We start from the raw sequence: 22,188 nt of genomic DNA, 5'->3' as shown, positions 1-22,188 counted from the left end.
CATATTATGATGCGTATTTTCTCTACAGGTTTTTCTATCTTTATAGTACTGACACTTCAATATTTATCATACCTTCCTAAGGATATCCAAACTCAATTTCATATCAACAGTACGATTCTTTCAGAAAAGATATCAGTGACTACTTATGGAGTTATTCAGGACGTAGAGCCGATTTCTATTGTTTATATCACCGATGGCGAGAAAATGATAGCTAATGGCACTTTGAATAAAATAAAACAACTCACTTCACAAGGAAAAATCCCAGATACGTTTTATGTTTTTGTAAGTACTATTGATCCAGAAACCAAAGAAGATAAACGTAACACCTACTTTTTTTGTAATGATGATTATATAAGGTTTTTTGAAGAAGAATTAATCCCTACTATAGAAAGCACGCTTTCGCGAAAACCTAAAAACAGAAGCCTAGTAGGGCTGTCCTTCGGAGGGCTTAATGGGGCGTATTTCTCTGGGAAGACCGCTTTATTTCAGAATTATGCTTTGTTATCACCCATTACGTACCCTTGCCAAGAAGCACTTTCCTCCATTGCCTTTTCAGAGAATAAAGATTTGAATATCTTCATTTCTACAGGAAAAAATGATGCTGAGAATTATGTTGTACCTCTCACTCAGTTATATAAATCAAAAGACTACCATATTGAGAATTTAAAGACAGAAGGCGCTCATGATTTTGAAAATTGGAATAGTCAATTGGAGCAAGTTTTAAATTTTATGCTAGATCACTAACTCCATTTTTCAACGCGAGATTTAAATCTATTAAAATGACTTAATAGCTCACACTTAAGATGTCCTTTTAGGATCAACTTCCTAAAGGTATAGTATGTAGTATTCGTATAATGTAATAATAGTCTTATTTGTGTATGGTGTTTTGAGTTTGCAGCATCGTATACATCAATAACTAATGAAACATCAGTAAGATTTTTATACTGTAATAGCGGATTTATATGAATAATATACGAGTGAGAGATTTTATTGCGTTTAAGAATCGTTAATGTCTCAAACTCTTGGTGTACTGCTATTCCTTCTAATAATGCTTTTTGGACAATAGCTTTTGGTTTCTTGATGGTATAACGAAGTCGTATTGTCTCCATTTTTTTAAAAAAACCTTGAAATACTAACTCTTAAAAAACTATCGTTTCTAAAGTTTGCTAAGATAAATTCGGAAGTATCTACGTTATTAAAGATTCTTGCTTCTATTTCGGCAGTCCAATTAGAACCAAAACGTCTAGAGGCTTCTAGACTCATAATGGTACTCGAATTTTCTAAGTCTGTAATACCGCCTATGAGAATGGAAGTGTCTTGTATATCATTAAAAGCAATTCTACTTCCAAAGAAGAGATCATTTTGTAGCGCAGTCAGTGCTAATTCATCACGTTCATCATAAAGGTATTCTCCCAAGAGACCTATGTCTAGACCATTCCCATCTATATTACTAAAAGTATATTCTAATCCGCCTACTAGCGCTATAAAATCTTGCGCTTTTGCATGCCTATATATAGATTCCACTTTCCATAAGAATGCATTGTGTGTGATTTGTATATCTATTCCTGTTTGATTAATTACTGGGTAAAACGCATTAATTGTTCCAGTAGGAGAGACAGTAAAAAGTGGTTCTCTTCCGTTTCCATAGAAGTGAGAAACGCCAATATCAAATGCCCCTATATAATACTTCCATCTAAATGCAATATCTTGACGCCATTCTTGAGCTCCGCTTTCATACCCTACATCATCCTTATCTATTACAGTTGCAAAACGTAATCTTCCTTCAGTGCCAGGGAAGGTACGTTTACGATGAAAGGGAAGGTAAAAAAAATCAAAAGTTCCCCAACGATTCGTAATCCAACTAAATTGAATCATAGGTTGTCCTAGCTTGTCTTCACCATCAAAACTCTCAACAGCGTCTGTCTGATTAATAATATCTACCAGATGGTTACTTTCTGTAACACCCCAGTATACTTTTTTTAAACCAATACTTAGTTCCCAATTATTTTTTGCTTTCTGGTAATACAGTGTTCTAATGTCCCAATGGGTACGTTCATTATCACGATCTAAACGCAAGAATCCTTTAAAATGAATCCCTTCATATCCTTTATTCCATTCAATACTGTATTCTGGGCGTAACGCAATAGATGGATAATGATCTTCTTGCTGCTCAAATTGTGCATTTTCATAAAAATAACGATACTCCGTTTCAATCTCAAGTTCAAACTCTTGGGTTGTTTTTTTAGTTTCTGTCTGCGCTTTCGCGAAAGCGTGAAAAGAAAGGAAAGCAATTAAAATAAAGGCATTTTTCATACGATATTGTGCCAAAGTATCACGCTACAAAAATGATAGATGTAACGTGACTTCTTTGGACTTTAAAAAAGCAACAACATTATTGTGGGGGAAAGCATTTTTATTTTTTGTAACTAATTCTTGTAATGATTGCTATGAGTTAAACTGGCGAAAAGTATTTTATGTCTTCCGCCAGTTGTCTAACTAATCACTTAACCAATAACTAATTAACTACCTGCTCGTTTTAGTGCTACCTGACTGAAATCTTCTTCAGCTAGATCAACCTCAAAATTGTAATCACTAAATTCGAGTAAAGTCTCTTTATTACTCTGGTGATTGACCATATTGAAAGTACTGGCTCTCCAGAATTTATTTTTATATAGTTTATAATTGCTATACGTAAGTGTTTTTAATAAGGCATTCTTTCGATCATAAAATTCAATTTTTTCAATACGATATCCCTTGTCTTTATTGTAGGTGACTAATCGTCTTGTATAACCAGATTTTGGGTCTACAGGGTCTTGCTCTACAATCAAATTACTTCCTTCTTCTTTTATAAATGTATAGTTGTATTTTTCTACTTCTTGAGAAGAAAGGTCTTCATATGCAAACTCACTTCCTACAAAAGGACCTGATTTATTATTGGAAGAGATTCTTTTTACACGTGCAATTGCTGGAAGATATAACCATTGGTCATCGCTTCCTTGTTTATGAGTAAATGTAAGGGTAGCGGTTCCCTTTACATCTTTAGGGCTATTAAATACGATAAGAGATTTATCACCATCTTCAGTTAATTCTAGGGTTTTATTTTCTAAATAACGCTCACTGGTTTGACCATTTTTATTCTTGAGTGTCATTTTGATGGCTACAGTAGAGCTTCCAAAACCTAAATCTGCCGTTTCTGCGGCTTTTGCAATTTCAATGCCACGTTCTTGTGGGGTTTGAGCAATTCCTACTGTAAAAGTAGCTAGAAATAGTAGTGTTATTATGGATGTTTTCATGATTTTTATTGAATTGAATTTTGTTCTTTTTTGCTTAATAGGATGAGTAAAGAGGGGAGTAGTATAAAGTCTATAATTAATGCGGCAAGTATGATGATAAGGGTAATACGCGCCATATAACTGTTAAGTGCAAAAGGCGATGTAGAAAGAATACTAAATCCTGCGACAAGGACAATTGTAGTGGTAACTAAAGCTTTTCCTACGGTTTCAAAGGCATAGATAACTGCTTCTTTAGCCGAATAGTTTAATTCTCTACGTGCTCTTAAAAATTTACTCATAAAATGTACAGTATCATCTACAATGATACCTAATGTCATTCCAAATACAATGACCATTCCTGTATTAATTGTGCCTTTATATAACCACCATAGCCCAAAGCCTACAATTACTGGTGTTACATTAGGTATGATACTTAGGAGTCCTAGTTTAATGTTTCTTAGCGCGATCATTAAGATTAACGAAATAAGGATAAGCGCAACAATGTTTCCATTAAACATACTGTCTGCTTGTCTAAACCCTAATTTTGAAAACATAAGGGTTGGACTTACTCCAATACTATGCATGGCTTCTGGAGCATTATTTTTTAACCAGTTTTCAGCACGTTCTGAAAAAGCAATCATTTCTGGACTTGAATTGTTTTTTAGCGTAGCTGTAACTCTGGTTTCCGACTTATCGACATTAATTTGATTGTTTAAATCTAAACCAAAGGGAAGTGATAATTCATAGAGTAATAAATATTGAGCAGCCTCTTCACGGGTGTCAGGTATTCGGTAAAATGCATCGTTGTCTCCATGCATTGATCTATTGACTCTTCGGGCTACTTCACTAAAAGCATTGGTATGTACGACTTCGGGTTGTTCATTTAACCAATCTTCAAATTGATTGAGTTTCGTAAGGTAAGCTGGATCGTTTATTCCGCCACTTTCGCCACTACCTACAGAGAACTCTACATTATAAAAACCCGTAAGATTTTCATTAATAAAGTCACTGTCTTGTCTAAATTTTACAGAAGTGTCAAAGTATTCTACAAACTCATCATTAAATTGATTTAAAGTAGATAGGTAAGTGAGTCCTGCTATAATCACTAGAGATATAACTGTAAGCCTGATAGGTTGTTTTATAACCCAGTTTCCGAATTGAGCATAAATACTTATTTTTTGAACTGCTGCTTCTTGTGTTCCTTTTTTACGTTTCCAGAGTGGGAGTATTGCCATAAATGCAGGAAGAAATGTTGTTGAAAATAGAAACGCCATGGTCATTCCAAAAGCTACAATATTTCCTAAATCCCAAAAAGGAGGTACATCTCCAAAATTCATTGTTAAGAACCCAATCACTGTGGTAAGACTGGTAATAAATACAGGCATAAAATTAAGCCTGATACTTTCTATAATAGCATCTTGTTTATCATATCCTTCTTTTCTTACTTTTTGGAGGTAAGTAATTAGAATATGTATACTATCTGCTACGGCGAGTGTTAAAATCATGGTAGGAAATACAGAAGAAGGCGGCGTTAATTTAATACCCATTAGACCAATAAATCCAAATGCTGCCATGAACGAAAACATGAATACAAGTAGTGTAGAGAGCATCGCAAAGAAATTTCGCGTAAGCAATAATGTAAGTAATAATACTACTAATACCATGATCCCAACTAAGGCAAATCCTTTTTCAGAATATTCAAAGAAGGCTGTATTCAAAGGAACAAGTCCAGTGGTATATACATCAAAATTTGGATGTTTTTCTTGAAAATTAGTAACCATTTCTCTAGTAGCAGCGGTCACTTCAGGGATTTCTAATGCGCTATCTTTTCCAGGAAGTCTTACCGTAATATTAATAGCAGTCACACTTCCTTTTTCATTTATTAACCTATGAACGAGTAAAGGTTCTTTTAATGCTTTTTGCCTAATCTCTTTGATGTCAGATGCTGTTTTTGAGGCAGAATCATAAGATAAATCATCTACATATAAATCGTCTCCTACTGCGCTAGTATGTTGAAAATTAGTCACAGCATCTACGCGAGAAGAATATGGAGTATTCCATGCTTCTGCAGTGAGTTCTTCTATAGCAATAAGATTTTCTTTCGTAAAAACATCTCCATTTTTAGGAGCTAATACTAATACAATATTATCATCTTTGGTGTAGGTGTCTTGTAAGGCATCAAAGGCTTCCAATTCTGGGTTAGACTCACTAAAGAAAACATGATAATCACCATCAAATTGCATGTTTCCTTGCGAGCCTAACCCCATAGCTAGTAGTATGGAGAGGATAACAACGGGCCATTTATACTTAATTACAAAAGTTGCCCATTTTTTTGCAAATGTATTTTTATCCGAATGATTTTTTTTAATGTTTTTCATAGCTATGTTTTATTCAGTTACAGGTTTTGAAAATCCATAGTAGGTGAGTCCTTCAATAGGGTAGAGGGTTTCTTTCTCAAAAGAGTCAAATTCGTAGTTTTCTAAGGAAAAACTATAGACTTTGCTCTCAGCCTTTTTTGGAGCTTTTAACTGAATAGTGACGTTGCTTGGTAAGTAAGCTCCTATACTTGTTTTTTTACGTTCATACCTAGCTGTTGCATGTTGCATTCCTTTAGGCATAGGAAGGAAGAAATCATTGATAGTAACTTCTAAAAGATCTATAAACTTTGTTTCAGGATGGATATAGGCTAAAAAGCGATCGTATTGCTTATTAGGAGTTTCTGAACCCCAAGTAACATAGACGGTTTCATACACAATCCCATCTAGTTGTTTGGTGCCTGAATATCGTATAATCTCAGCATCAGGTAGATGCATGGGTGCCTCTAATAAGTAATGATAGGTAGCGAGTCCCCATATATAACGATCATGTTCATGTTGTTTTAAAAAATCACTACCGACTTCTTTTTTATAACCATGCCATGATTGTACCCCTTGGATGGTTCCTTTTTTGCGCCCTTCGAGGTATTCTAACTGCCCATCAAACGAGTTAGTAGCAAATTTTAGTTTGAGATCTTTATTGTTGTTTCCTGGGAATGCATTCATAGGAAATAATAACCAGGCACCTTTCCAGTTAAATAGGGCATCTACTTGGTAGACTTCAGAAGTTGCAAGCTTGTCATAACCCATTGCCAGTTTAGCTTGCTGTAAAAGTGCTTTCCCCTTTTGCTCAGCGTTTGTAATGTTTTGTGATTTTAAATCCTCAGATCGTAAGTCTACAGATTTGCATGCTTGAATCGAAATGATAACACAAAGTATGACAGATAATTGAATGTACTTTTTCATTAAATTGTTTTTAAAGGGTGATGTAACAGTTTATATTCTTGATTTTAGAGTGTTATATTAAAATAATTAGACCGTTCTGTTTAATTTTACAATAAATTTTTTTATTACTGTGTGATAAAATTAAAAGTCATGGTATGCCAAGCATCCATATATTCACGATTACGAGTTACTTTAGTTCTAGAAAGGACTCCATAAAATCCAGCATGTAAATATTCTGCTAGCCATAAGGAGTTATATTGTGTGGTAATTTGTCCTTGATCTTGTCCTTTTTTTACAACACTTGCAAGTATTTGTAACCAGCCTACAAACTGCTGGTTAGATTCTTTTGCTAGCATGTCATTATTTCTTCCCACTTCAACACACATATTATTAACTAAACAACCGCCGGCATAATTATCTTCTTCGTTGTAATGAATCATCATTGCATAAAATGATTTTAAACACTCAATAGGGGAGAGCTCACAATCATCAAAATATTTTTGCATCCAACATTGGTTGTTTTCACCATATCGTTTGATTACCTGTTGCGCAAAGTCTTCTTTAGAGTCAAAAAAGTTATAAAAAGAGCCCTTAGGGATACCAGATTCTTTTAAAATCTGATTAATTCCCACATTGTGATATCCGTTTCTACGAAAAACATCATATCCTACATCTAGAATTTCTTCTTTGTTATATTTATAGCCCATTTGATTGCAAATATAGAAATATTTTTAAATTAGACTAATCGGTTTAATTTATTTTAACATAACTTTTTCTTTCAAAAAAATATCCAGAAACAGCAAAACCGTTTCTGGATATGATCATATAAGATCGGTTGGATTTTAATTCTTATTCCAAATACCTGTAGCTGCTGTTCGTTGTACATAGTCACTAAAGTCAATGGCTTTTCTTCCTAATATTTTCTGAATGTCCTCTGTTACTTCGGAGTTGTTTGGATTTCCTAACACTTCAGTAAATAGGTATTCAATAAGCCATATAAAATCTTCAGGGAGGTTTGCTTTACGCATTCCTTCACCATATTCAGGAACACTTACAGGAATAAATGTAATGGTTCTATTACTTGCTTTTGCAATTTCATTAATTGCATCATTAAAGGTGAGTGTACGTGGTCCTGTGAGTTGGTAAATGTGTCCATTATGCTTTTCGTCTAGTAATGCTTCTACTGCAACGGCAGCAATATCTTGTACGTCTACAAATGGAATTTGCGCTGCTGCCTGTGGAAGTGCTACGACCCCTTCTAAAATAGGATCTAATAAAAAGCTTTCGCTAAAGTTTTGGTTAAACCAACTGGCACGTACAATTGTATATGCTATTCCAGAATGAATCACTACTTGTTCACATAGTTCTGCTTCACGTTCTCCTTTTCCAGATAATAACACGAGTTTTTTGATCTGGGCTCTTTTTGCTTCTTTAACCAATTGTTCTATGGCTGCTAATGCGCCAGGCACCGCTAGATCTGGTTGGTAGGTGATATACACTTTATCCATTCCTTCTAATGCTTCTGCCCAGCCTTCTGGTTGGTGCCAGTCGAATGACGGTTGATTAGATCTTGATCCCACACGGACGTGATGTCCGAGTTCTTGAAGTTGTTGTACAATTCTTCTCCCTGTTTTTCCGGTTCCTCCGATGACTAAGATGTTTTCTGATTTCATTGTTTGTTCGTTTTTATGAGTATTAATTGATATAATTCGTTTTTTGATGTACATGATGAATCCTCCTAAGTACGCTTTAACGCTTCACTATCTCTTTGATTATGAATTTTATAAGTCCGCTTTATCGCTTTGCTCTCCCTCTGGTCGTGAATCTCGCAAGCTCGATTTCGCGAAAGCGTATACAGTATTATTATTTTGTGTATATAATTCCTATAAGTAGTAATGTAAAAGCCGTAAACGAGGTGATAGTACGTTGTATATGCCAACGATTCCAAGGTTTTTCAAAGGCTTCTCGTAGTTCTTTTAACTCAATAGTAGACATGGTTTCTAAAGAAGCTTTGTCCAGCATTTCATTAAGTGGTACATTCTTGAAAATGGTGATCAATCCTATCCCTACAAAAAACAGGATTGCGGCAACAAGAAATGACCAAAATGTAGCGCGATGCGCCTCTTTAAAAAAGTATACATTGAGAAAAAGTAATACTACAGGACTAAAGAACACGATTAAAAAACTAGGATTGATAATAGCTCTATTCATCCCTTGAAATGACTGTAAAAATGAGAGGTCATCTAGTCTACCTATTCCAGGTGTTATGGCATTAGACCATGTAAAGCATAATCCTGCGGTAAGTCCTGTACATAGAATACTCATGAAAAGTATCCCCGTTTTGATTGAAAATTCCATAGTTATTGATTTTTTGTAGTAGTAATCCACGTTAATAATTGCTGATATTCTGTAGTTGTTAATTTGATTTTTTTGCCTTTGGGCATTCTCTTTTTGATAAATACTTGCCTATGAATATCGTCTGCCCATTGCGTCATATTTTCTAGAGTAAAAACACGTCTCTTATTACGTTTTATATGGCAGACATTACATTTGTTATTGAGTATTTGGTAAGCTGTTTCTTTTTCTGTGCGAGTATTATTTTCTAGAATAATAGGGGTTACTTCTTCTGATGAAGTACTAGATATCGCAGTCATGTTTGCTAGTGAAAGCGTAAGTCCAATTATGAGTTTTATAAGTGTTGTCATCATCATACATTTTTATTGTTTTGATGATACAAAGATGCAGGGATGTAGCTCGAAACATTTATTCGAGCGGAAGTTTGATTTGTTCGAAAAGAGCGTTACTTAATTTGACTAGGTCTGTAGCCAAACTTTTTTGCAAATGCATTAGAGAAAGAACTCAAGCTATCATAACCTACTTGCCAAGCGGCCTCTTGCACTGTTGCATTTTTTGTGTGTATCAATGCATGTGCAGTAGAAAGGCGCTCATTCTGGAGGTATTTAAACACAGGGACTCCAAAAACTGCTTTAAATTCCTTTTTTAGTTTGGTGGTATTGAGTCCTATTTGCTTTGAAAGCTCTGTAAGAGAAGGTGGATTGTCTAAGTTGGCGATAAGAATTTCTTTCACCTTATTTAATTGATCACTATGATTTGATGTTGAGGTCATTTCATGCATCATAGCGAGTTGCCCAAAGAAGTGAGAAAGAAGTGCCGTAATCTGACTTCTGAAAAACATCATTTTTGTTTTACCTGAGTATTGATTGGCAAAAATGGCATCTACAATGCTTTGCATATCTGGGGTCATGAAGAAACTAGGTCCTTCTACATAATGATCTTTGGGGTGTACTAACTCTTGTAATAAATCTCTAAAAATCTCGCCTTCTTGATTTGGAAGTTGGTCTAGATTCCGTAAAGCAGTAGCTACCACAATGCATTCTAAATTTTTATCAGGAGAAATAGTATGTTCAAATATTACTTGGTCATTGGCATAAAAAGAAAGCGCTAGCCCTTTAGTATGCTTAAATTTCTTTTTCTTTTCACCATATTGAACGGCAAGATCTACATTTCCAGAGCCATAAAAAGCGACGGCTATAAGTGGTTCTTCAAAGCGGCATGCATCTATTTCTGTAGTAGCCGATTTGGCTTCTTCAACCAAAATGATAAAGTCATTAATATGTATAAAATCTCTTGTCATACCTCACATAAAAATACGTATTTGTTATCAAATATGTGATACGATATATCTAAAACATTTTTAGTATGCATCTCTAAATAGGGTAAAAAAACACCCGTTTTAAGAGCAGGTATTACTATATTTAGAAAAATTTTCTCAGTATGCAAAAACTGTTCATTTCAATACTTTTCTCTGTGGGTATATATACCTTGGCATTGTCTCAGGAGCAAGAAGATATACGTTTTAGCGGAGGTGTTGAAGCCTTTGGTTACCTTTCAAATGAAGAACTTCCTTTCTGGACATTTACAAACACATACGGTCGATTAGGCCCTGAGACTAATGGGCTGGTATACGCTTTCGCGAAAGCGGACTACGCCTTATCTCCTAATAGTTCTATAATTATTAAAGCATCTGGAGTTGGACGTGATGGGATCGATCCAAGTGTGCAACGAGCAGAGTTATATGCAAATTTTAGAAACTCATGGATTGATATTACGGTAGGATCTAAAGATTTTACAGATAATACTTATGAGTTATCTAGTGTAAGAAGGAACATTTTATTCTCATCTAATACACGCGCATTGCCTGGTATAATTATTCAAAATTCATCGCCTATTAAATTATTTAAAAACTTTTCGGTAGATGGTACTATTGCTCATTTTATACTTAATGATGATCGTTTTGTAGATAATGTAAATGTACATTACAAAAACGTATATTTTAATTGGGATATTACTACGAGCAGTACGTTGCGTTTTGGATTACAACACGCGGCTCAATGGGGAGGAACGTCTCCGTTGCGAGGAGAGCAACCTGATGGTTTTTCTGACTTTACAAAAATATTTTTTGGAAGCGGAGGGGGAGATAATGCCGATTTTGGAGATCAAGTAAATGCATTAGGAAATCATATTGGTTCTTATAGTATTGAGTATAAAAAAAGAAACACAGATGGGATAGATTTTGATGTATACTATCAATCTCTATTTGAAGATAGATCAGGAATAGAACTTAATAATTTTCCTGATGGTGTTTGGGGAATTTCAGTCTCTCCAAAGTCTTCTACATTGTTTAAGAAGTTTTTATATGAGTACGTTCAAACGGTATCGCAAAGTGGTAGCCCAAGAGCTGTACAGAATGATGGACAACAAAGTGGAGGGGATAATTATTTTACAAATGGTACGTATAGATCAGGATGGACTTATGAAGGCCGAACGATAGGTTTACCTTTTATCACTGTAGTTCCTTCTGCTGAGGGTATAGCTGCTGGAACAAATAATAGGAGTATTGCACATCACTTAGGAGTAACAGGAAGTTTCTGGAAGCTAGATTATATATTAAAACTTACCTATCTAGAAAATTTAGGAACTTTTGCAGTACCTAGATCCCCTAGAGATACTTTTGTATATAGCTATTTTAAAGCATTACTACCTGTAGAAAATATAGGGGTTTTTAGTGCAGAAATTGGCGCCGATTTTAATGAAGATCGTGATACATTTTTTGGTGCTGGAATAGGGTATAGGTATACTTTTTAATTCAAGAAAAATGATTCAAATAAAGAATCAATTGCGTGAATACTTAACTCGTTACGCAACTTTTAATGAGACTGATATTGAATTGATTTTTCATCAGTGTTCATATGAGAAGTATCAAAAGAAAGATTTCTTACTTAAACAAGGGACCGTTTGTCAATACAATTTTTTTATTCTGAAAGGTTTAGTACGTCAATTTAGATTTGATGATAACGGACATGAAAATATTAGTGCTTTTGGGATAGAAAATTGGTGGATTACTAATTTAAATAGTTTTCTAAATCAGACACCTTCTACAAATTCAATTCAAGCAATAGAAGAAACCATAGTACTTCAAATCACAAAAGAAAACCTAGAAGTACTATATGTTAAGATTCCTGCTTTAGAAAGAGCCTTTAGAAAAATTACTGAAAATATGTTGATTGCTCTTCAACGGAAAGATGAAATATTTATGAAAACTAATAGTAAAGAGCGCTATTATACTATGGTAAAACAGCTACCAGATTTTTTTCAAAGAGTTCCTCAGTATATGATTGCTTCTTATCTAGATATTACTCCTGAGTACTTAAGCGAAATACGAAAGAATATCTAATCATTTTTCTTAAGATATCTTAAGTAGTTCTTATAGAAGCCTGCTATACATTTGTACACTAATTTACATATCATATAGCATGGAACGAATTACGTATCAAGATATTCCTGATGGAATGTTTGAAAATTTAAGAAAGATTGAAAGTTTTATTAGCTCATCTACTTTAGAATTTAAATTACTCGAAATCATAAGACTAAGAGTTGCTCAAAAAAATGGATGTGCTTATTGTGTTGATATGCACCATAAAGAATTAAAAGAAGTAAATGAAACCGACCTACGACTTTCTTCTTTGTGTGTATGGCAAGAGGCACCTTATTTTACAGAAAAAGAAAAAGTGGCACTTACCTTTACAGAGGTGTTAACAGATTTATCTGAAAAACCTATTCCTGATCAGGTATATACTCCTTTATTAAACTTTTTTTCTAAAGAAGAAATATGTTTTTTGACATTAGCAATTGCTCAAATAAATACTTGGACACGATTAATGAAAACATTTCAATTTACGCCTGGTAATTATAAAGTTGCTCATTAAATCATATATCAACATATATAATTTTTGTGTGTAGAGGTAATGGAATTATTCTTCTATGATTACATCTTTCTTGATATGGCTATCATCTTCTATATCAGTAAATATGTGAGTACCATTTTGAATGATTACGTTTTTACCAATGGTAAGTCCTAAAAAGACAGTTGCTCCCATGCCAATAATACTGTCTTCTTTAATAGTGACACCTCCGGCAATGATAGCACCTGGCGCAATATGGACATTGTCACCTATCACAGTATCATGAGAAATAATACTTCCTGAATTGATAATACAATTATTTCCAATGGTGACATTACTTCCTACAATAGCTCCTTGCATGATTTGATTTCCTTCGCCTAATTGTACAGAGGGTTCAACAGAGGCAGAAGGGTGTATAATATTAGGTACATACAATCCTTTTTCTTTTAGTGAAAGGAATATTTTTTTTCGCATTCCTTTACGCAAAATGCCTCCTATTCCTAAAATAACATTCTGAAGCCCTTTTTGTATAAGTTGATCTACTGTTAGTAAATTTCCAATAATAGGAATATCTAAAATGGGGGTGTTTAGTGGTATATTATCATCTACCACACCAATCATGGTATGTGTTTTTGTTTGTTTTATGATTTCAATACACACTTTTGCGTGGCCACCACCACCAAATATCAGAACACTGCCTTTATCTAGTTGAATATCATCTACAATGTTAACAGAGTCTAAGCTTTTGATATAGTCTTCTACATCAGCTCGGGTAATCATGGATGCGTCTTTAAAAACAGCAATATCAATAGTATGTTGATCGATTAGCTTTTGTGCTGGTCTTGATATTTTTATAGTATTATTTTGGATGTCTTTTTTATGCTCTTGTGATTTATTTACAAATCGAAACCAATCGTCATAAGAAAATGTTTCTTCTTCTGCGATAACAGCAATAGTTTGCCCAATGGTTATTTCTTCATTTTCATTGGTATCAAAAAATACATATCCATTTTTAGGCGCTTCTATATCAATAGCCGTTTTTGATGTTTCAAAACAGAGAATTAAATCACCTTCTTCTACCCACGATCCGTGATCTTTGTATAATTCTATTACTTTATAAAAATCGTCACTAACGCCTTCTTTTGTTACAATAATGGGTGCTATACTATTTTGCATAATAGGTTTCTTTGATTTTTTTCAAAATTGAATTTTCATTAGGAATGATATTCAATTCAGATTGGTATGAACTAGGTATAATGTTATTATTTGCTAACCTTTTAAATGTTTTAAGAGGCACATTATGTTCCATAATGAGCGCAGCAACTTCTGAACTATACGCTGCAATGTTTGTTCCTTCTTCTATGGTTAATAAGCTTTGTGTATTCTTGATAGATTGAAGTATGGGTACTATGTTTATAGGATTGATTTGTGTTGGACAGATGATTTCACATAGAATTTCTTCTTCTTCAAATGCAAGCTCTACTGCTTTTTCAGCATCTTCTAGTACTTCTCCATAACAGAGGATAGTAATGTCTGGTATTCTTTTTTGAGGAGTTATTTTTAGAGTAGGATAGGTTTCATCACTTATAACTGCTTCATATCCTATGAGCACTTGTTTTTGGATACGTTTTGTATATAATACTTTGTTTTCAATAACAATGGTAGGATTCTTTTGTGCAAAAATAGAGGCATAGATATCTTTTGGAGGAATTCTATAATTAAGTGCAACCATAGTTAGGTCTGTAATTCCTAAAAAATGTTTTTCTAAAGATTGGCTATGTGTAGGACCGTATCCTCTTTTACCTCCCATTGGGGTTCGTATAATTAAAGGAATAGATACTTGACCACTACACATTCTATGAAATTTACATGCATGGTTATACAATTGGTCAAAGGTTAGCGTCATAAAGTCGCCAAACATGATTTCAATAATAGGGAGCATGTCTCCTATTGATAAACCAGTACCTACTCCCGTAATAGCTGCTTCTGAGATAGGGGTGTTTTTTACATTTTTAAAATGTTCACTTAGATCTTTAGATACTTTAAATGCACCTCCATACGGTGCTGATGTCCAAGGGGTTACATGTTCAATATCTTCACCAATCATAATGGTGTTCTCTTCCTTTTCAAATTGTGATCGTAAAGCATCATGAATTAATTCATTTATTCTTTTATCACTTTGAACACCTTCTTGTTTTGAATAGGTAACTTCGGTATATGCCGATGGTATGGGAAGTATCGTTTCTGTAAAAGGGGAGTGTTGTACTTTATGTAATGCCTCGTTAATTTTAGTATCTATATCTTGAAGTACGGGGGCTAATACATCACTATTTTCTTCTAATTCTTTATTTAAAATGTCTTTTATTTCATAACGTCGAACCTCTTCTGGATTTCTATTATCGTCTCCTTTTGAGTGTGAGTTTAAACGATAGGTGTCTATTTCTAGGAAAACCGCCTTGTTATCTTTTCGCGAAAGCGTAGTAGCCTTTTCAAAAGTAGTTACTAGATGCTCTAAATCCCATGTATTGGAAGCTAGGTATTCTAATCCAAAACCAATAGCTCTCTCTTTTATAGAACCTGATAGAGTTTGTTCTATAGCTGTAGACTGTGCTACTTTATTATTTTCAAGTACAAATACGATAGGAAGTTCCCATAAGGAGGCTAAATTGAAGGCTTCATAAATGATACCTTCACCTAGAGTTCCATCACCAATATAGCATACAACAATATTGTTTGTGACTTTAATTTTATTGGCAAGGGCAATACCTACTCCGATAGGAGTCATCCCTCCTTGAATACCATTTGAGATATGATTATGAGTATAAAAGTGCTGACTACCTCCTATACCGCCACAAATTCCATCTACTCGGCCCATTAATTCTGCAAAGAAGCCAACAAGATTATCATTTCTGGACAAAAAATGACCATGACCACGATGATTTGATAATACGTGATCATTATCATTTAGAAATTCTGCTGCGCATACGCCTATTAATTCTTGCCCAATGCAAGTATGTACAGTACCATTAATTTTGCCTTGCTGAAAAAGTTCTAAAAGCTTTTGCTCTACAGAACGGATAAGAAGGCTTTTTTTAATGATTCTATGTCTCGTTTTTTCTGTCATCAGATGGTACTAAAAAATAGCTGTATAGGTATGTTTATTTGATTTTTAAATGAGGCAGTTACAGCTATAAAAATGCTTTTAACTATAACTGCCATGAGTGTCATTAATACAATATGCAATATCTTGACTTCTATTAAAAAGTCACAGATAATTTAACTCTAGCGGAAAAAGGAGTTCCAGGAGTGAAAGTTATCTCTTCAACTGGATTTACTTCATCGAATAATCGTGTCTCTGTTGCAAATTGAGTCTCGTTCCACTCAGTATCAAATAGGTTTTCTACGATTAAACCTATATTCCAACCTTTCGCGAAAGCATAATTGGCACTTAAATCAGTTACAAAATATCCTTCAGCTACGATAGAATTATCTTCATTTGCTGGTCTATCTTTGATATATCTATAGGATAGGTTTCCAGAAAATTTACCTAAGTTTTGAACAGCGATACTTCCTGATGAGGTAAGGTCTGGCGCCAATGGAATAAAGTCTTGACCATCTATCTCATCAATACTTCTGGCATAGGTATAATTAACATCGGCATTGGCATATAACCATTTGTTAATTTGATATCTCGCCCCAAGCTCTACTCCTAAACGTCTAGATCTACCACTTGGTTCTACGACAGCTGCATCACCTACATATACAAACTCTTGTTCAAGTGAAAGCCCCCATAAAGTGGCATTAAGCACTAATCCATTTAATGGCTTTACAATGGTACCTATATCTACTCCAAATGCAGAAGGAAGTGTTTCTTCTCCAGTTCTTGCAGTTACAACTCTAGAATCATTTGAATGAAATCCAAAGCCTGCTTTTGCAAATAATTGTAATTGTGAGTTAGGTGTGAATACGGTATTAAATTTTGGACTAAAAATAATATCGTCCTCACTTATTGAATCAATGTTTAAATCAGGATTTAGAAAACCAAAAGGGTTTAAAAAGTCTACATAATCAAATTCAAAATAATCAATACGTAGTCCAGGATTGAAGGTCCAATTTCCTACTTTGTATGTAGCACTTGCAAATCCATAAGCATTTACTTCATCTACATCACCAAAGGCAAGTCTCTCTAAGAGGACTCTTCTGTCACGTGTACGGGATAATTCTACATCATTATTGTCGTCATATCTAAATCCTAATCCAGCATTAAAACGCAATCTATTACGCTCATTCTTTTGATCAAATGTATGTTCATATACCGTTTCTGCTCCAAAGATAGTACGCCCTTCTTGCTGACGAATCTGATCTCCATTTTCTGGATCTTCTAAGAAGAAAGTAAAGTTAGAGTAGAGTTCAAAATCATATCGAGATAAAAATGCTTTTGTCTTTAATTCTTGGTGCTCACTCAACTGTTTTCTATGATTAAGCCATATGTTTGATCTACTTGTGAGCCCTCCTTCAGTATCATCAATAGCCCCAAATCTAGAAATTAACCCTTGATCTACAGCTCGCTGTGGAATTTGTCCTGAAGCATTCCATTTACTTTGAAAATGAGAAATAGAAATGGTTAATTCCTCATCTTCGAAATTATTAAAGTTATAACGCCCTAGTAGATTGATACGGTTAAAATCCTGTGGAGAGTCAAAAACCCCATCAGTAAGAACTAATTCCGATCCGAAATAAGCATTACTATATTCTCCATCTAATAGTTTAATTAAACTTACTGCTCTTACAGTATTAAACTGTCCTACTTCTAAAGAAATCAGATTCTCATCAATGGCTTTTTTAGTTTTTAAACTTACATAACCTGCTGTATTAAAATTCCCTTTATCTGCATAATATGGGCCTTTTCCAAAATCTATATTATCTATTGTTTCTGGAATCACAAAGTGAAGATCGGCATACCCTTGTCCATGCGCATGTGAAGGTAGGTTAACGGGGAGTCCATCTACATCTATGGCTACATCGGTTCCGTGATCTATATCAAATCCGCGTAAGAAAAGTTGTTCTGCTTTTCCTCCTCCAGCATGCTGCCCAATGATCAATCCGGGTACTCTACGTAAAATCTCCTGAGCAGATTTTACAGGATTATTTTGAACATCTATATCTACGAGGCTTGTCAATGAATTTATTTCAGAAACTAATACTACCTGCTCTAAAGATACTGCCTCTTCATCCATGCGAATGTCTAATATCGTATCTAGTTGCGTTTCGGTAATTGTAATTTCCTGACTTGCATATCCTAATCCTGAAAAAGTAATGATATCACCTACTGAAATATCATTTAATTTATAATATCCAGAAATATTTGAAGATGCATATGCTCCTGATGTTTTATTATAGACAACAATACCTTCAATAGGAAGATCAGTTTGGCTGTCTTTAACCACTCCATTTATCTCATGAGGAGCTGTCGTTATTGGATCTATTATTATCGTCTCGGTTTCGGTTGCATATGTAGTACTGATTACTAAAAATAGTACGACATATAGTATGTTTTTAAACATGGTTTTTTTAATTTTTACTCAATACAATCCCTATATCACTGATTTTTTCTGTGATATATCTAGCTTGAGTAGTGTTTTTAAATATGTAAATGAGTGTATCCTCAATTATGTATTCAGATACTTTAAGCTTTCTAAATGTGTATACGTAATTATGCTTTTGGAGGTTTCCTGAATCCTCTTAAATATCCTTTGCAAACCTTTTTTTTCTGTTCTAAAATGGGTTGTGTTGCTTCTAAAGCTACTATGGAAAAGGTTTCTTCAGGATTACCTGTGTATTGAGTTATATGTTTATCTATTTTGAAAATAATAGTTTGTATATCAGAATCGTCACTATTTTGGTCAGCTCCTTCTAGTATTTTATCTAACAGGGTGATGACTTTATGATCATGGAATACAGCAATATTTTCATGTGTTTCACTTTTGTGAGTATTGGTATGACTTCCTGAAGTATTTTGATGATCAAGAATATAATCAGGCATTTCTAAACCATGACTGATGGTATGTAAAAGTTTATTTACTTCTACATGTACAGGACCAAACACATACAATACGCTCATGGCGACTATGATGAGGTGAAAGACGAATGGCTTTAAGCCTTTTGATACTGTAGTTTTCATTTTTTTATGCGCTTTCGCGAAAGCGTACCCTGTATGGTTATTGTTTTTATAGTGTGTTATTCTTGTAATAAATTGATTAATGTTTCTTCTATATAAGATGCTATCTGGGCAATGGTCTGTAATTCAAATATTTTATTAAGCGGCAGTTTGAATTCAAATGTTTCATTAATTCGTGTCGTAATTTGAATAGCCATTAATGATTCTCCGCCTAATTCAATAAAGGAATCATGTATTCCAATTTTTGTTAGATTAAATACAGCACGCCATATGGTAGCAACTTCTTCTTCTATTTCGTTTCTTGGGGATACATACGAAGTATTACTCTGTATGGTTTTTGTTTCTATAATTTCTAGCGCTTTTCTATCTACTTTTCCATTGGGTGAAAGCGGCAGGGTCTCTAATTGCTTGTAATACACAGGCACCATGTATTTGGGTAATTTTGTATTGAGAAACAATTGTAAATCCTTTAAATCAATAGGGGTAGTAGCAGAAAAATAGGCCGCAAGACTCTTAAAATCATCTTCATTTTTTGAGACTATTACCGTACTTGTAGTAATACCAGTATACGATAAAAGATGGGCTTCTATTTCTCCCAGTTCAATCCGATACCCGTTTATTTTTACTTGAAAATCGGTACGTCCTAGAAACTCAATAATCCCTTGATCATTTACTCTCACAAGGTCTTCTGTACGATATATAGTATCTGTAGATTGAAATGGGCTTTTTATAAATTTACGTTGGGTAAGTTCAGGTTTATTCCAATAGCCACTTGAGAGTCCTGTTCCTCCTAGATATAGTTCTCCTATAACGCCTTGCGGTACAGGGTTAAGAAAACGATCTAATACGTATACTTGCATATTATGTATAGGCAACCCGATAGGTACACTAGCGGCTACATCTTCTTCAGGATTGAATTTATGATAGATGCATCCTATAGTTGCTTCTGAAGGTCCATACTCATTGTATATATGTACTGGTTTATTGAAAGTGTTGACAATATCAACCCCTAAAGCCGTTTTGAATTCATCACCGGTTACTACAATTACCTGGATAGTACTTTGAGAAAGGTCTTTGCCTTTTAAAAAGTGTACATGTGCAGGAGTTAATTTGATAAAAGAAACACTATTATCTTCTATCACATCTGTAATCGAAAGATCTACTTCGGTATCCTGTTCTTGATAGACATGAATGTTTCCTCCGCAAATGAGCGGTAGAAATACAGAATTTGCAGTAATATCAAATCCAACAGTTGTAAATAATGGGATAGATGGTTGCTCTAGTTCATGTGATTTTATATATGCATTTTCGGTCCACTTAATATAATTGCTTAAGGCTTCATGTGTAATTTCAACACCCTTAGGATTTCCTGTAGATCCTGATGTATATATTAAGAAAGCGATCGTTTCTTTTGGAATAGCAATCTCAGGATTTGTATGCTTGTATTGAGAAAGTATGGTTGTTTCTAATGTGTCTATACAGAGCGTTTTTAATTTTGATTCTTTGAAATCTGTAAGTTGTTCTTCTTCCTGCCAAATTAACAATGATGCTTTGCTATCTGCTATTATATACGCAACCCTGTCTTGAGGGAAATTGTATGGAATTGAGATATACGTTGCTCCAGTTTTAAGAATAGCAAGTACACTTATAATATATTCTGGAGAGCGCTTAAGCCATATAGCAACTTGTGACCCAACACCTATATCTTGTGCTAATAAATAATGCGCAAACTGATTTGCTTTTGCATTGAGTTCTTGATAGGTAATCGTATCTTTTTCGAAAACAACACTCGTGTCAAAAGGCGTTTTTGTTACTTGCTGTTCTATCTGAGTTATGATAGTATCATAGGTAGCTGTAGGAGTTGTATGTTGATGTAAAGCAGCAAACATATTCTCATATTCATGCGTGCTAACTAAAGGGGGTTGAGCTATTGCTTGTTCTTTATGAGCAATAAATGCATCCAAGAGCATTACGAAATGCTGTGGAATTAATGCTTGTTTTTGAGTATCAAATGCATGATTGTTGAGATCAAAATACAGTTGAATTTCTCCTGTGTTTTGTAAATCGTGTACGTGTAAGCGTATTTGATGTCTTGGATCATGATGCCCTGAATGTACCCATTCTGAACGAACTGGCACTCCATCAAAATCTGTGTTTGCGGCATGGATGTAATTGAACAATACATGAAAACTTCTATGCAAATCTGATGTAGAAATCCCTGGTTTTGCATGTTTTAGGAAGTGATTACTCTCTACTTGTACTTTTTGTAATAAGGAAAGAAAAGTTTCTTCTTTATCTATCGTAGCAAACAATGGAAATACTTCTACAAAAAATCCTACGGTTTCTTTAATTTTTTTGGAAGTTCTATTATGAGTTGGTGAACCTATAGTTAATTGTTCTTGTCCACTTACTCTATATAAATAAGCAAAAAGGGTGGTTAAGAATATATTATATAACGATAAGTGTTCGGTCCAGACACGAATCCCTCTTTCGTTGGCTAATGCTCTTAGTTTTTTAGATCGTTCAAGACCTAAATTTATATACGATCGAGTGGATTCAGTGCCTAGACTAATTGGGGGATTGAAATATAAGTTTGGAGTGGGAGGACTGGTCTTTATTTTTTGTGCCCAATACTCTTTTGCAGTATCATTTTTTGTGAGTGTTCTTTCTAATCGTTCTTGCTGGATATAGGTTTTATAAGAGAATTCTTCTTGAATTGCTGGTAACAACACTTCATTTTTATACGCTTTATAATAGTGCGCAATCTTAGAAAAAAGGAGGCTATTACTCCAAGCATCAGTAATTAAATGATGCTGATTTATATACCAGATATAATGAGAATCGTGTAGTTTTATAAGTACACTATCTACTAGACAAGCAGCTATATCAAATCGTTTTGTAATTCTATTTTGTTGCCAAAGGTTATAAGAGTTTTCTGGATCTTCTTCATTAGAAAAATCAATAATTTCTAGTTCATACGTATGATCAGGTAAAAAAACTTGTGTAGGTATTCCTTCGTTTATCTGAAAAACAGATCGTAATGCATCATATTTTTGTATCAGCTTTTGAAAAGCCATTTGAAAGTGCATTACAGAGATTGAAACCTTTAGTTCATAGGTCATCACCATATTATACATAGGAGATTCAGGATTCATTTCCTGTCCTATCCATAATAATGATTGACTTTGTGTTAAAGGCTCGTAGTTGTTTTTCAT

General features: G+C 34.2%; 19 protein-coding genes. 4 read left to right on the top strand and 15 right to left on the bottom strand.

Annotated features, from left to right (window positions below; translation table 11 throughout):
- Window positions 1-6: 6 nt before the first annotated feature.
- Window positions 7-744, top strand: a complete 738-nt coding sequence (locus CHB80_RS09965; RefSeq protein WP_089371295.1) for an alpha/beta hydrolase — start codon at window positions 7-9, stop codon at window positions 742-744.
- On the opposite strand, the gene CHB80_RS09960 is transcribed toward CHB80_RS09965, so the two are convergent.
- The 10 genes from CHB80_RS09960 to CHB80_RS09915 form a co-directional block, all read right to left on the bottom strand.
- Window positions 741-1,109: a hypothetical protein gene (locus tag CHB80_RS09960; RefSeq protein ID WP_089371294.1), complete on the bottom strand. Its 369-nt coding sequence runs from the start codon at window positions 1,107-1,109 to the stop codon at window positions 741-743. The two genes, CHB80_RS09965 and CHB80_RS09960, sit on opposite strands and share 4 nt — an antisense overlap.
- 4 nt (window positions 1,110-1,113) lie before the next feature.
- Window positions 1,114-2,313 (bottom strand): hypothetical protein, encoded by a 1,200-nt coding sequence (locus CHB80_RS09955; RefSeq protein WP_089371293.1) that lies wholly within the window; start codon window positions 2,311-2,313, stop codon window positions 1,114-1,116.
- Window positions 2,314-2,519: 206 nt separating this feature from the next.
- The gene (locus tag CHB80_RS09950; protein WP_089371292.1) at window positions 2,520-3,293 is read right to left on the bottom strand and encodes an outer membrane lipoprotein-sorting protein; all 774 of its coding nucleotides are present in this window, start codon (window positions 3,291-3,293) and stop codon (window positions 2,520-2,522) included.
- Window positions 3,294-3,298: 5 nt separating this feature from the next.
- Window positions 3,299-5,650: an efflux RND transporter permease subunit gene (locus tag CHB80_RS09945; protein WP_089371291.1), complete on the bottom strand. Its 2,352-nt coding sequence runs from the start codon at window positions 5,648-5,650 to the stop codon at window positions 3,299-3,301.
- Window positions 5,651-5,659: 9 nt separating this feature from the next.
- On the bottom strand, window positions 5,660-6,553 hold the full coding sequence (locus tag CHB80_RS09940) for a hypothetical protein (protein WP_089371290.1): 894 nt from the start codon (window positions 6,551-6,553) through the stop codon (window positions 5,660-5,662).
- A gap of 104 nt (window positions 6,554-6,657) precedes the next feature.
- Window positions 6,658-7,239, bottom strand: coding sequence for a TetR/AcrR family transcriptional regulator (locus CHB80_RS09935; protein WP_089371289.1), 582 nt, complete (start codon window positions 7,237-7,239; stop codon window positions 6,658-6,660).
- A 135-nt stretch (window positions 7,240-7,374) separates the two neighbouring features.
- The gene (locus CHB80_RS09930; RefSeq protein WP_089371288.1) at window positions 7,375-8,205 is read right to left on the bottom strand and encodes an SDR family oxidoreductase; all 831 of its coding nucleotides are present in this window, start codon (window positions 8,203-8,205) and stop codon (window positions 7,375-7,377) included.
- 190 nt (window positions 8,206-8,395) lie between these two features.
- Window positions 8,396-8,890 carry an anthrone oxygenase family protein gene (locus tag CHB80_RS09925; RefSeq protein ID WP_089371287.1) on the bottom strand — a complete coding sequence of 165 codons (495 nt, stop codon included), beginning with the start codon at window positions 8,888-8,890 and terminating at the stop codon, window positions 8,396-8,398.
- A gap of 2 nt (window positions 8,891-8,892) precedes the next feature.
- Entirely contained in the window at window positions 8,893-9,243 is a 351-nt protein-coding gene (locus tag CHB80_RS09920) for a hypothetical protein (protein ID WP_143337094.1), read from the bottom strand.
- A gap of 89 nt (window positions 9,244-9,332) precedes the next feature.
- Window positions 9,333-10,187 (bottom strand): helix-turn-helix transcriptional regulator, encoded by an 855-nt coding sequence (locus CHB80_RS09915; RefSeq protein ID WP_089371285.1) that lies wholly within the window; start codon window positions 10,185-10,187, stop codon window positions 9,333-9,335.
- Between the two features lie 140 nt (window positions 10,188-10,327).
- On the opposite strand from CHB80_RS09915, the gene CHB80_RS09910 reads away from it, so the two are divergent.
- From CHB80_RS09910 to CHB80_RS09900, 3 genes are all read left to right on the top strand, one after another.
- Window positions 10,328-11,698, top strand: a complete 1,371-nt coding sequence (locus tag CHB80_RS09910; RefSeq protein ID WP_089371284.1) for a capsule assembly Wzi family protein — start codon at window positions 10,328-10,330, stop codon at window positions 11,696-11,698.
- Window positions 11,699-11,708: 10 nt separating this feature from the next.
- A complete protein-coding gene (locus tag CHB80_RS09905) occupies window positions 11,709-12,287 on the top strand; it encodes a Crp/Fnr family transcriptional regulator (RefSeq protein WP_089371283.1) in 579 nt (192 codons plus the stop codon).
- 79 nt (window positions 12,288-12,366) lie between these two features.
- Window positions 12,367-12,819 carry a carboxymuconolactone decarboxylase family protein gene (locus tag CHB80_RS09900; RefSeq protein ID WP_089371282.1) on the top strand — a complete coding sequence of 151 codons (453 nt, stop codon included), beginning with the start codon at window positions 12,367-12,369 and terminating at the stop codon, window positions 12,817-12,819.
- A gap of 45 nt (window positions 12,820-12,864) precedes the next feature.
- Here the strand turns inward: CHB80_RS09900 and CHB80_RS09895 are convergent, their stop codons facing one another.
- From CHB80_RS09895 to CHB80_RS09875, 5 genes are all read right to left on the bottom strand, one after another.
- Window positions 12,865-13,971, bottom strand: coding sequence for an acetyltransferase (locus CHB80_RS09895; protein WP_089371281.1), 1,107 nt, complete (start codon window positions 13,969-13,971; stop codon window positions 12,865-12,867).
- Window positions 13,961-15,919, bottom strand: coding sequence for an alpha-ketoacid dehydrogenase subunit alpha/beta (locus CHB80_RS09890; protein ID WP_089371280.1), 1,959 nt, complete (start codon window positions 15,917-15,919; stop codon window positions 13,961-13,963). Before CHB80_RS09890 ends, CHB80_RS09895 begins: the two co-directional genes overlap by 11 nt.
- Window positions 15,920-16,052: 133 nt before the next feature.
- Window positions 16,053-18,359, bottom strand: a complete 2,307-nt coding sequence (locus tag CHB80_RS09885) for a TonB-dependent receptor (RefSeq protein WP_089371279.1) — start codon at window positions 18,357-18,359, stop codon at window positions 16,053-16,055.
- Between the two features lie 149 nt (window positions 18,360-18,508).
- The gene (locus CHB80_RS09880) at window positions 18,509-18,976 is read right to left on the bottom strand and encodes a hypothetical protein (protein WP_089371278.1); all 468 of its coding nucleotides are present in this window, start codon (window positions 18,974-18,976) and stop codon (window positions 18,509-18,511) included.
- A 56-nt stretch (window positions 18,977-19,032) separates the two neighbouring features.
- The gene (locus CHB80_RS09875; RefSeq protein ID WP_089371277.1) at window positions 19,033-22,188 is read right to left on the bottom strand and encodes a non-ribosomal peptide synthetase; all 3,156 of its coding nucleotides are present in this window, start codon (window positions 22,186-22,188) and stop codon (window positions 19,033-19,035) included.

This window comes from Dokdonia pacifica, from assembly GCF_900188275.1.
Lineage (GTDB): Bacteria > Bacteroidota > Bacteroidia > Flavobacteriales > Flavobacteriaceae > Dokdonia > Dokdonia pacifica.
Note: the sequence above shows the minus strand (reverse complement) of the source record. Positions and strands in the feature narration are given on the sequence as shown.

Coding starts and splice junctions, on each gene's coding strand:
- CHB80_RS09960 (WP_089371294.1), bottom strand. CDS start 1,109: ATGGAGACAATACGACTTCGTTATACCATCAAGAAACCAAAAGCTATT.
- CHB80_RS09950 (WP_089371292.1), bottom strand. CDS start 3,293: ATGAAAACATCCATAATAACACTACTATTTCTAGCTACTTTTACAGTA.
- CHB80_RS09900 (WP_089371282.1), top strand. CDS start 12,367: ATGGAACGAATTACGTATCAAGATATTCCTGATGGAATGTTTGAAAAT.
- CHB80_RS09885 (WP_089371279.1), bottom strand. CDS start 18,359: ATGTTTAAAAACATACTATATGTCGTACTATTTTTAGTAATCAGTACT.
- CHB80_RS09920 (WP_143337094.1), bottom strand. CDS start 9,243: ATGATGATGACAACACTTATAAAACTCATAATTGGACTTACGCTTTCA.
- CHB80_RS09880 (WP_089371278.1), bottom strand. CDS start 18,976: ATGAAAACTACAGTATCAAAAGGCTTAAAGCCATTCGTCTTTCACCTC.
- CHB80_RS09955 (WP_089371293.1), bottom strand. CDS start 2,313: ATGAAAAATGCCTTTATTTTAATTGCTTTCCTTTCTTTTCACGCTTTC.
- CHB80_RS09910 (WP_089371284.1), top strand. CDS start 10,328: ATGCAAAAACTGTTCATTTCAATACTTTTCTCTGTGGGTATATATACC.
- CHB80_RS09925 (WP_089371287.1), bottom strand. CDS start 8,890: ATGGAATTTTCAATCAAAACGGGGATACTTTTCATGAGTATTCTATGT.
- CHB80_RS09895 (WP_089371281.1), bottom strand. CDS start 13,971: ATGCAAAATAGTATAGCACCCATTATTGTAACAAAAGAAGGCGTTAGT.
- CHB80_RS09965 (WP_089371295.1), top strand. CDS start 7: ATGATGCGTATTTTCTCTACAGGTTTTTCTATCTTTATAGTACTGACA.
- CHB80_RS09945 (WP_089371291.1), bottom strand. CDS start 5,650: ATGAAAAACATTAAAAAAAATCATTCGGATAAAAATACATTTGCAAAA.
- CHB80_RS09935 (WP_089371289.1), bottom strand. CDS start 7,239: ATGGGCTATAAATATAACAAAGAAGAAATTCTAGATGTAGGATATGAT.
- CHB80_RS09890 (WP_089371280.1), bottom strand. CDS start 15,919: ATGACAGAAAAAACGAGACATAGAATCATTAAAAAAAGCCTTCTTATC.
- CHB80_RS09940 (WP_089371290.1), bottom strand. CDS start 6,553: ATGAAAAAGTACATTCAATTATCTGTCATACTTTGTGTTATCATTTCG.
- CHB80_RS09915 (WP_089371285.1), bottom strand. CDS start 10,187: ATGACAAGAGATTTTATACATATTAATGACTTTATCATTTTGGTTGAA.
- CHB80_RS09930 (WP_089371288.1), bottom strand. CDS start 8,205: ATGAAATCAGAAAACATCTTAGTCATCGGAGGAACCGGAAAAACAGGG.
- CHB80_RS09905 (WP_089371283.1), top strand. CDS start 11,709: ATGATTCAAATAAAGAATCAATTGCGTGAATACTTAACTCGTTACGCA.
- CHB80_RS09875 (WP_089371277.1), bottom strand. CDS start 22,188: ATGAAAAACAACTACGAGCCTTTAACACAAAGTCAATCATTATTATGG.